Genomic DNA, 10789 nt, shown 5'->3' with positions numbered 1-10789 from the left:
TCATTTTTGTACATAATTGTTTAAGATTATGTAGCCTTTATTCAGGACGGGTCAGAATTGTGCACAACGTGTTCGTGTATGGTTAGTTGCGTTGGCAAGGACTAAGTTAGTAAACAAAAACGAGCCAGAGGAAAATCCGTAGGATTTTCCGAGTACACACAGACCAAGCAATTAATTATACACGTTGTTGTGCTTTCGTTATTTTTAAATTTATCTAAAAACTTTCTTATCTTAATTTTTGGTAATTTGTTCTAATAGAATATTGATTTCATTGAGTTGCTTTTGTATTGGTTTTAAATCATTTATTTTACCTGCTTCATTGCCAATAAGATAACGTAAATCTTTTTTTAGACTTTCGTCCATACGTAATTCTTCTACAACGGATTTGGCAAATTTAAGGTCAAGATCAATATTACATTTATCAGGCAAACTTAGGAGATAACTGTTACCGTTTTTTAAATAAATATCTCCACAATTCAATCGTATCAGTGTTTGAATATCATCTGGCATTTTACCTCTCAAATTCTCTCTATATTTATTTTCAAGAGTGAACACTCCTGTTTCAGACCATTCAATATTATAGTAAGCAATTAATGCAGTTTTTAAACTGTCATTTTGAATGAGATTAATTTGACCAGAAGCAATTAACTCCTTAAAGGTTGACGATGCTGAATATGAATCTGATAATTGACTTGCCTGATACATATTTATTATGTTTTCAATAGGATTACTGTCAGCATTTGGAGAATTTTCGTAAACCGCTATTGCTTTTTTTGCGTGAAAACTAACTTTTTTAGAATAATTAATAGTTGCATCAAGAATTAGCTTTTCTTCTCTGACATCATCTAAAAGTCGTTTATAGTAAAGAGATTCTAAATCTTCATTAAGACGATTTTGGTTCCAGTTATTAATCTGAAGCGCAATTAAAATTCCGATAACTACAAGTATTATTTCACCGATGGCATATTTCAAATACTTTCCAGTTTTGTTTTCCATCAGCAAGTTTTGTCTAATTTTTCTAAAGAATTTTATCATTGGTTATCGGTTTCTGATAATGAAGCACAACGTACGGCGGCTAGGAAAAGTAGCGATTTCACAAACTGACTATTCCGCAAGCGCCGTAATTAATATTGTACTAAAATACTGAATTTATCCAGAAAACGCTATTTTTTTTAGCCGAGGTTATGCTGCGTAATTACTTAGCCCAATGCGTTAAAAAACAAGCCCTTGCAAAAGTGGTTTTTTTTTCCACGTTACAATTGCGTTCTGCTTGCGTTCAGATTGGTAAAAAACCACTTTTGCAACATTCGATTAAGCACATGACTTAGCAGACAATCACTAGTCACTGGTAAAGTTGCCTTAATCGATAAGCCAAGAAAAAAAGCAATTAAATATTGGGTTCTGCTCCGTAAAGATTGGATTGCTTTTTTTTAAACTTTAGGCAAAAACAGGCCAAAGCAAAAGAACACAGACCATAGTTGGGTATTTTACCACTTTAATTTAAAATATTATCTTTTGGTAAAATACCCTTATGCAGGGTAACGTTGTTGTATATGGTTTGTTGCGTGGTTTAAGCAACTAATTTAGTAAATAATTACCGACCAAGAAAGTCCGCGAGGACTTTCGTAAGTAGGCGAGAAGCCAGCAATAAATTATATACGGTGTTGTGCTTTCGTTATTTTTAATAAGAATACGAATCTAATCTTGGTATTTACATCTAGCTGATAATTTTGGTCTATTAGGTAATGACCAAGGAATTTGGTCGGAATAGACCTCATAAAAATTTTTACACTTAGTTACATTGCTTACATCCCAAGAACTTAAATCTTGATTGAACACCCAAGCATTCTCAAACATATAACTCATGTCAATTACTTTGCTTACCTTCCATGAGCTTATATCTTGATTGAACTTATAACCACTGGCAAACATACCTGACATATTAGTAACATTACTTACATCCCAAGAACTTATATCTTGGTTGAAGTTTGATTGAGCAAACATATTCTCCATATTAGTAACATTACTTACATCCCACGAACTAATATCCGCATTAAAAAAAATATCCGCATTGGGTTCACTGTAGTATGCAAACGCCATAGACATATCAGTTACTTTACTAACATCCCAATTTGGCATTGCGCCATATTCACTGTTACTGCATAATCCATCAACTGGATTAGTTTTTAAACAAGTTTGTATAGCATCGTAAAAATTATCGTCTGTAATAGGCGTTTGAGAATATCCCAATATTGAGATAAAGTACAAAATAAAAGTGATTTTTTTCATGTCATTGTTTTTATTAAAATTTATATTTCCCATTTTATTAATTATTAAAATTTATTTTCCTTAACTTTTCTATTTTTAACTACTGATCAAATTTATACCTATTTTCAATTATATGTTTTTCATTTGTAATATAAAGCGACTCTACATTTCCGATAGAATCAAATGTAAATCTATACCGTTTAAATTTTCCTCTTTTCGATGTTATCTTATATTCCATATTAGTGATAATACCTCTTGATGAAACATTCATGATTTCAGGTTTTGAAATTTCTCCTGAACCAAATACATTTTCATCCTTATAATTATAAAACTCAAAGTACATCTTTTTTCTCCACCATAAATTCAGTGTTTTTTGCTTTAATTTATTTCTGAAATAATAATTTATTTCGTCTTTAGTGTTCAGTACTCCATACTTAATTGAAGGTCCTGTTTTTAAAGACTTTATAAATGGGTTAGGTATGATTTCATATGAAATATCAAATACTAAATATCCCTCTTTAAGATTAAAATACTTGGCAACATAAAAGCCATTTTCTTGTTTTAAATAAACTTGTTCAAAAGTTGCATTTTTTTGGTCTACTTCTTTACCAGAGGAATCAAAATAAAATACATCATTAAGAGCATTTTCTACAAAACTCACATATTCAGGTTTGTTTTTTAATTTATTTAATCTCTCGTCTTCTGCAATACGCCTCTCTTTCTCGATTCTTTTTCTCTCGGCTATGCGATCATTTTCAATTCGTTTTTCTTCTAGTTTTTCAAGTCTTTTTTGTTCCTTTCTTTCATATATATTACCTATAAAATTACCCAATAGTTCACCCCCAGCTCTTGCTACGTTATCCATGCTTTGCATAAACATTCTCTGTCTTTCCGCCTCTGCTTCTTCTCTTCTCTTTCTTATATTTCTATAGGCTTGACCACCATCATCAAAATCTTCATTTGCTTTAATTTTTTCATCTTCTGCTTCTTTACTTGTTTTTACTTTTTCAGAAGAATTTGAAGAACTATTTGACGATTTATTAGAATTATATTTTTTATTACTAGTTTGATTATGAGAACCTTTTGTATTATTTGATGTAGAATTATTATTGGTTAATTGCCTTTTTATTGGGCCTTCAATATATGGACTTCCGTAATCACCGTAAATGTCAATATGTAATATTTCAAAGTCCGATAATTCATCATATTTTGAATAATCTATTTTGCCAAGCCCGTTTACGCTACCTCTTGATAGGGATGTTACTTTAGTATATTCTCTATTTGAAAATTCAACACTAACTGATTTTAAAGATGGATTAAAGTTCAAACTAGATATTTCAAAGTCATTTATTAATTCATTTTCAGAATAGGTAACACCTTCATACTTATATCCAACTAAATCATAACTTCTAAGCATAATTTTAACTTGCCATTCATATGTTTCTCTCGTTGGTTGTGTTAGTCTGACTTCAGAAGAAAATTTTAAATTTCTTAGAACATATCCATTGCCTTCTGGATTATAACTACTAACAGTATAGGTAGATTCTTTTGGTTCTGGCCAATTACTCTTAGTTAAATGAGTATTATTTTGAGATTTAATAGAATTAGATAGTAATAAACTTAGTAATGTTAAAATTAGAGAAGTTTGAAAACGCATAGGTATATAATTTAATGTTAAAGTATTTTTTAATCTTTTTATTTGCTAAGTTTAAGTGCGAATGTGACTAGATTTACACTCAAAACGCAATCACTCTTTGCTGATTAATAGTATTATAAATCTTAAATATACAATAAAATAGTTTTACGAGTTGGTTTTTTAATTTTATCATTAAATATTATAAATAATGGTTTTAATGAAGCACAACGCTGAGCGTATGATTAGTGGCTATGATAAGCCAAAAAGATTGAATTATTAACAGACCCTTTTTCTTTTATTTTTTGAGCGAGGGCAAATTACGATAGTAAAATGAATTTATTTAAAAAGAAGGTTGACATTAGAAACTTCGTGCCTGTAACTGGCAATGTATTAATTGAAAAAACAGAAAACGTAAATGTGTTTAAGGTACTTGATGTTGCTAAAAATGTAAATTACGATGGAGCAAGAACTGAAATACAAAAAGACGACCTCGTTATTTGCTCTGAATATCTCTATAGTAACAGTTTTAAAATTAACGGAAAGAAATACTTTTCTATAAAGCCAAAGCAGATTATAGGGCATTTTGAAGGGAAGAAAAAATAAAAGAAAAAGCAAGTACACCTTAACCTTTGATTAAGCACGAACCCAAGCCATTAATTATACGCATTGTTATAAACTGGTGGCTTTTATAGGGTTTGAGTGCGTACAGATTGAGCCACTTGTTTATAACGGTTACGTATATGAAATGTTGCGTGTTTGTGTGCGAGGATTTTCCGAAGGAAAATCAGAAGCTAGCAAACAAAGCAACTCACATTGGTTAAGCACAAAATAGCAATTTTTTATATACTATGTTAACTGCTGGCTTTATATTTTAAATCAATCTTTTACTTTTTTAAAAACTGAAAACATCATTTCAAAAATCATTTCTCCTAGTAAAGAAGGATCGTCAAAACTTATTTTATTGGTTGTCATGAGTCGAATGCCGTCACTATGTTCCAAATCAAATATATCATGTCCAAGTTCATGAAACATTATAAAATATTTATCCAAGTAGCTAGAATTATTCCAATTTTCAATATCTATTAAAAGCTCTACGGAACGGCTATTATTCATGCCAACTGCTTTAGCAATTGTTCCCTCAGATAAAGAGGTATAAGTAAACTTTTCATCATCAAAAAAGAATTTAGTTAAATCAGTATCATATAGAATTGTTGCTATGTTCCTAAAACATTCGAAATATTGTTTTGGGTCATTAGTGTTCTTTATTGTAAACATAGCAGTTAAAAAGTTTATATCTGTCCAAGCCTCTGAAGTATTAAATCTTTTCTGACCAAGTAAGCCAATTAATTCGGTTCTATTCCTTTTCCATAATTTTATAAATCCATCAGAAATTTTAATTGTAGTATTTAATTCTTTTTCAGTTTCCGTAATTTCCCCATTTCCCTTAGCTCTATTACTTATATAACCATATTCTTTGGTTTCATACTTTTTAATTTTACCTTTTTTGCTTCTAATCGGTATCTTAGTTTTTAGATTTGCAACTTCTAAAATCACTTCTGTTTCTTTATACAAAACATTACTCCATTTGTGATATTTTTCAAATTTATATTCAGCATCTTGAATATAATTTACTGGATGATAAGTAGAATTTTCTTGGGTTATATTTGGATTACCTAATGTTTTGAAAATTTTACTTATCTGAGTTGGATATTTATAAGGAAACCATTCTTCTAAATCGCCATTATGAACAGAGAAAAAAAGCTCAATTTTTGTTATTCTTTCTTTTTCATCTAAGTTTAATTGATATAATTCTTTAAAAAAATAGCCTTTAGCACTAAAAGCAAAAATACTATCATTATTAATGACAGTTTCAAATTTACAGTCTACATCATTGTAAATTTTATCTTTCCATTTACTCATTTGTTCATAATAAAATGCATCTTTAGAAAAATTAAAAAATCCATTTGTGTTCTGGGAGAAAATAATAATCGGAAAGAAGAAAAGAATTAGAAAGGTTATTTTCATAGAATATAATTTATGACATAATATTGGTTTCAGCTTGCAGTTAACGTTTTTGTATATGAAAAGTAGCGGATTTTATGCACTAACTTTTCGGATTATAGGTGACCTTTAATTTATTCATTTTCTTTTGATTAAGCGATTATTGAACCGCTATTTTTTATATACGTTGTTAGCTGCTGCCTTTTCTATGCTCATCAATTAGGTTCTATTTTTAAAGAAGTCATTGACAATGAACCTCCAACAGATTTGTCGTTAAACAATGTTACCTTTTCATTTTCTTCTTTCAATGCCAAGGTATAAAGTAAAGGCAAATAATGCTCAGGTGTTGGGATGGCTAAATCAAATGCTTTTCCTTGCGATTTAAAGTCGATAAGTTTTTGATGGTCTCCACTTAAAATATGGCTTTTCATTTTTTCGTTGGCTTCGGTAGCCCAATCGAAAGCAAATTCTTCGTTTAGCTTGTTCCAGGACACCCTACGCAGGTTGTGCACCATATTACCGCTTCCAATAATTAAAACGCCTTTATGGCGAAGGCTATTTAGCTCTTGAGCCAATTCGTAATGATACCTTGCCGGTTTCGAATAATCAATGCTCATTTGTATGACCGGAATATCGGCATTTGGATATAAATGTTTGATTACGCTCCAAGCTCCATGGTCAAGCCCCCATTTATCGTCTAATCCAACTTCTGTTTTGGTAATAATACTTTTGGTTTCTTCCGCCAATTCTGGGCTTCCTTTTGCTGGGTATTGAACGTCAAACAATGCTTGTGGAAAACCACCAAAATCGTGAATGGTTGGTGGATTTTGCATTGCTGTTACAAATGTTCCTTTAGTTTCCCAATGTGCTGAAATACAAAGAATCGCATTTGGTCTTATAATTTCTTGACCTAATTTTCTGAATGCCGAAACAAATTCGTTTTCTTCAATGGCATTCATAGGGCTGCCGTGACCTAAGAAAAGCACAGGCATTTTACCTGTGTTACTCATTGTTGAGGTCATTTTGTTTAAATCTTTTAATGTCATACTGTAAGGTATTAAGGGCAATAAAGCTATTGATTTTAAAAATTGCTTTCTATTCATTTGCTGCAAAAATTAGATTAGGCCGTTTTTTTACCCAACCGATAATCAATTGAATATTTTCCTGCTCCCGTAAAAATTAGCCCCACAGCGCCAAACAAGAATAAAGCGTTCAGTTCAATAGCCCAAGCACACATTGCCCAGTTTGTTGCTATGCCGGCGGGTTGGTGCAATGCAAAATCTATAGTGAGAATTTTATTGACCTCATCGTAATTTTTTAAAGTATAAGTGCGCACTTTAGGCTTTTTTCGGTTGGCCACAGGGAGGTGTAACTTTACATAGCAACCTGGTTTGAATACAATAGCCGAATTAGATTGCGAAATTTCAAAATCTATGCGCAGCATATTTTTTGTTAGTTGAGTTTTCTTAATTACACGACATGTATGTCCTGGAATAACCTTCATCTTCTATATTTATATTACAATATCAATAATACCTCCTTTCATCTGCAATATTTCGCCATTGGTAGCTGAAGAAATTGGACTGGCTATTTAACAAACCGTATTGACCACTTCTTCAGACCTATTATAGCGTTGCAATAGTGGACTAGGATCAATTAATAATCTATTCGTATTCTAATAACCAATTGTGTTGAATAAAGAATAAAACCGGCAATAGATTCTATGTTTCTATTGCCGTAATTTTAAAATTTAATTCAATCCAGTTTTAACCGCCTGTGATAAAGAAGTAGTGGGACGGTTAATTAAACGGGCGAGTTCGCCACTTTCATCATGCAAATCGTTTTTAGAAGCGCTATAATCTAAACTCGCAAACGCTTTGGCCATCCCTTCAGGTAATCCAATTTCCTGTAGCTTTTGTGCATATTCTGCTTCTGGAAGGTTCACAAATTCGATGTTTTTACCCGTTTGTTTGCTCACTTCGGCAGCCAAATCCTGCATGGTGAAGGTTTGATCACCAGCCAATTCATACGTTTTGCCTGTATGGTCATCGTTTATGATGGTTTCGGCTATAGCTTCGGCATAGTCTTCACGTGTTGCTGATGAAATTTTTCCATCTCCCGCACTACCAATTATAGCACCTTGCTCTACTGCTTGCTTTAATCCCGCAGTATAATTTTCGGTGTACCATCCATTACGTAAAATCGTGTGCGGAATGCCCGAGTCTTGCAGCATTTTTTCGGTAGCAAGGTGTTCTGGAGCTAATATCATTGACGACGTATCGGCGTGCAGCAAGCTGGTGTAGGCAATTTGCTTAACTTGAGCTTGTTTTGCCGCATTGATTACATTTTTATGTTGGGTTTCACGTTTACCTATCTCGCTTCCCGATATAAAAACCAAACGATCTATGTCCTCTAAAGCCTTTGGTAAAGCTTCTGGTTGTTCATAATCGAAAGCTTTGGCCTCTATACCTAAAGGTTTTGCCTTATCGGGATTTCGCACGAGTGCCACTAATTTGGCATCGGGATTCTTGTCTTTTAGCTTTTGTACTACTAATTGGCCCAGTTGGCCTGTAGCACCTGTTATTCCTATTTTCATGACTTATTGTTTTACAAATTGAACTTCTGCATTAATTTTTATCTCATTTCCAACCATTACACCTCCGGCTTCCAGGGCGGCATTCCAATTAAGGCCAAAGTCTTTTCGGTTCAGTTTACCATTTATGGAAAAACCTGCTTTCTCGTTTCCGTAAGGGTCTTTCATATAACCTCCAAACTCGGTATCTAGTGTGATTTCTTTTGTAGTACCTTTAATTGTAAGGTCACCTACTAATTGGTATTCATCATCATCTACTTTTTTAATGGATTTGCTCACAAATGTAATTTCCGGATATTTTTCAACTTCAAAGAAGTCGGGGCTTTTTAGATGCGTGTCTCGATCATCATTGTTCGTTGATATAGAACTTGCATCAATGTTTGCCGAAATGGTTGCTTTTGTAAAATCTTCGCCATCTATGGTTCCTTGAAAGGTTTTAAATTCTCCTTTTACGTTAGAAATCATCAGGTGTTTTACTTTAAATGTAATTTCGCTGTGTGTTGGGTCTATTGCCCATTTTGTTGTTTCCATTTTCTTATATTTTTAATGTTATTGGATAATTTTTAAACGTATTACTGCTTGGCAAACTGTAAGTGCACCACTATGTTTACATCTTTGCCAATACCTGCTGCGGTAGGATCATAATTAATATTGTAGTCAAATCTGTTAATGGTGGTTTTGGCTTTCAATCCTAATTTTTCGCCCTGGTCACTTTTGGCAGTTCCGCCATAGTACACATCAAAAATCACGGGTTTGGTTACATCTTTTATGGTTAGGTCGCCATATAATAAATACTGATCAGGTTTTCCAGTAGCTAAGATTTTCGTGCTTTTAAAAGTCATTTCTGGATATTTTTCAACTTCAAAAAAATCAGCACTTCTCAAGTGGTTGTCCCTGTCTTCTACATTGGTATTGATACTTGTTACTTTAACAGTAAAATCAACATTTGCCCCTTCTAAAGCTTCCCCATTTGTAGTAAGGTTTCCGGTATATTCCATAAATTTCCCATTCACGATACTAATTCCGGAATGTGAAATATTGAAATTTAAGGACGAATGGTAAGGGTCTACCTTCCAGTTTGCTTGTGCGAATACGTTTACATTCAAAAATGTAATTGCTAATAAAATCAGTACTTTTTTCATAATCATATAAAATTTAATTGTTAATAATATTTGTTTACAAAGATAGTAGCACTTACGATGAAGCAAATTACACTTTTCGGTAAGAGGAGTGTAGATTTAGGAAATTAACCTATTTTTCATCTCTTCACGGAACTTACCTGGCGATTGACCTGCCTTTTTTTTAAAGACGTTAGAAAAATAAGAATTCTCATTGTAGCCCAATTCATAAGCTATTTCAGATATGGTTTTTTCTGTAGAGATCAATAGGTTTTTAGCTTCAATTAATTTTCGGGTTTCGATTATTTCTGAAACACTCTGTGCTAAAATATTTTGGCAGATGATGTTCAAATTCCTTGACGACATAAAAAGTTTTTCCGCATAGAATTCCACACCAAATGGTCTTCGGTAATTTTCTTCAAGAATCGTCAGGAAGTTTCCGAAGGATATATGTTGCGTTTTTTGAATAGGCTCGTCTTGTGGTTCTAACTTTTTTCGTTCGGCTTCTATCATCGTGAACAGGACACCCAATAGTTGCCTTATTATGGAAAGGTCTGTTGTGTCTTGTTGTGTTTCGGCATAAATCATCTCACAAAGGGTAACCAGTCTCTGAAAACAATGTCCTTTTTCAAGTTCTAAATTTGCTTGAGTGTGATAAAACGAATAGAGTTGAAATGTGGTTTCTGGAATAAATTCGCTTTTAAAACGAATTGCCCAAATATCGCATTTGCCATTATGTAGCTTTGGAACTACTCTGTGTACTTTTCCTTTGGTTACGAAACTCACAAAAGGAGATTGGATTTTGGTAGTGTTAAAATCAATGAAATGCTCCAATTCACCTTCAATGCCAATTAATAACTCTTCAAACTCGTGATTGTGGGGTTCGTCAGGTTGTCCAGAAATCTTTTTTGCTTCTTCTTCGTCAACTCTGAATATGTGGAATAGTTTGTTCATCTGATAAGTTGTTCGTTTTTTTAGGTTGCAGCTAACGTTTATGTATAAGGAAAGTTGCGTGTTTGTGTGCGAGGATTTTCCGAAGGAAAATCAGAAGCTAGCAAACAAGCAACTAACTTTGGTTTAGCTAAAACTAGCAATTTTTTTTATACGGTGTTATGTGCAGTTGTGTGTCCTGCGTTACTTGGGGATACAAAATATGATTAAGTTCATTGAAAA

The 10789-nt window shown here is 32.7% G+C and carries 11 protein-coding genes; 1 reads left to right on the top strand and 10 read right to left on the bottom strand.

The features are described 5' to 3' along the window. Positions 1-231: 231 nt before the first annotated feature. From AAC024_RS14810 to AAC024_RS14800, 3 genes are all read right to left on the bottom strand, one after another. A complete protein-coding gene (locus AAC024_RS14810) occupies positions 232-1035 on the bottom strand; it encodes a DUF6090 family protein (RefSeq protein ID WP_339896271.1) in 804 nt (267 codons plus the stop codon). A gap of 663 nt (positions 1036-1698) precedes the next feature. Further along, the gene (locus AAC024_RS14805; protein WP_339896270.1) at positions 1699-2322 is read right to left on the bottom strand and encodes a BspA family leucine-rich repeat surface protein; all 624 of its coding nucleotides are present in this window, start codon (positions 2320-2322) and stop codon (positions 1699-1701) included. Positions 2323-2368: 46 nt separating this feature from the next. Next, positions 2369-3925 (bottom strand): hypothetical protein, encoded by a 1557-nt coding sequence (locus AAC024_RS14800; protein ID WP_339896269.1) that lies wholly within the window; start codon positions 3923-3925, stop codon positions 2369-2371. A gap of 309 nt (positions 3926-4234) precedes the next feature. Here AAC024_RS14800 and AAC024_RS14795 point away from each other — a divergent pair, with 309 nt between their 5' ends. Further along, positions 4235-4507 carry a hypothetical protein gene (locus AAC024_RS14795; RefSeq protein WP_339896268.1) on the top strand — a complete coding sequence of 91 codons (273 nt, stop codon included), beginning with the start codon at positions 4235-4237 and terminating at the stop codon, positions 4505-4507. A 273-nt stretch (positions 4508-4780) separates the two neighbouring features. On the opposite strand, the gene AAC024_RS14790 is transcribed toward AAC024_RS14795, so the two are convergent. From AAC024_RS14790 to AAC024_RS14760, 7 genes are all read right to left on the bottom strand, one after another. Beyond that, positions 4781-5929, bottom strand: coding sequence for a hypothetical protein (locus AAC024_RS14790; protein ID WP_339896267.1), 1149 nt, complete (start codon positions 5927-5929; stop codon positions 4781-4783). A gap of 191 nt (positions 5930-6120) precedes the next feature. Further along, positions 6121-7008 carry a 4,5-DOPA dioxygenase extradiol gene (gene ygiD, locus AAC024_RS14785; RefSeq protein ID WP_339896266.1) on the bottom strand — a complete coding sequence of 296 codons (888 nt, stop codon included), beginning with the start codon at positions 7006-7008 and terminating at the stop codon, positions 6121-6123. Positions 7009-7025: 17 nt separating this feature from the next. After that, positions 7026-7409 carry a siderophore-interacting protein gene (locus tag AAC024_RS14780; RefSeq protein ID WP_034887672.1) on the bottom strand — a complete coding sequence of 128 codons (384 nt, stop codon included), beginning with the start codon at positions 7407-7409 and terminating at the stop codon, positions 7026-7028. A 246-nt stretch (positions 7410-7655) separates the two neighbouring features. Next, entirely contained in the window at positions 7656-8501 is an 846-nt protein-coding gene (locus AAC024_RS14775; RefSeq protein WP_034887670.1) for an SDR family oxidoreductase, read from the bottom strand. 3 nt (positions 8502-8504) lie between these two features. After that, positions 8505-9029, bottom strand: coding sequence for a YceI family protein (locus AAC024_RS14770; RefSeq protein WP_034893277.1), 525 nt, complete (start codon positions 9027-9029; stop codon positions 8505-8507). Between the two features lie 41 nt (positions 9030-9070). Beyond that, positions 9071-9640, bottom strand: coding sequence for a YceI family protein (locus AAC024_RS14765; protein WP_034887811.1), 570 nt, complete (start codon positions 9638-9640; stop codon positions 9071-9073). 96 nt (positions 9641-9736) lie between these two features. Continuing rightward, entirely contained in the window at positions 9737-10570 is an 834-nt protein-coding gene (locus AAC024_RS14760) for an AraC family transcriptional regulator (RefSeq protein WP_034893272.1), read from the bottom strand. Between the last annotated feature and the right edge of the window lie 219 nt (positions 10571-10789).

Origin of the sequence: uncultured Algibacter sp., from assembly GCF_963976535.1 — a bacterium.
Classification (GTDB): Bacteria; Bacteroidota; Bacteroidia; order Flavobacteriales; family Flavobacteriaceae; genus Algibacter_B.
Note: the sequence above shows the minus strand (reverse complement) of the source record. Positions and strands in the feature narration are given on the sequence as shown.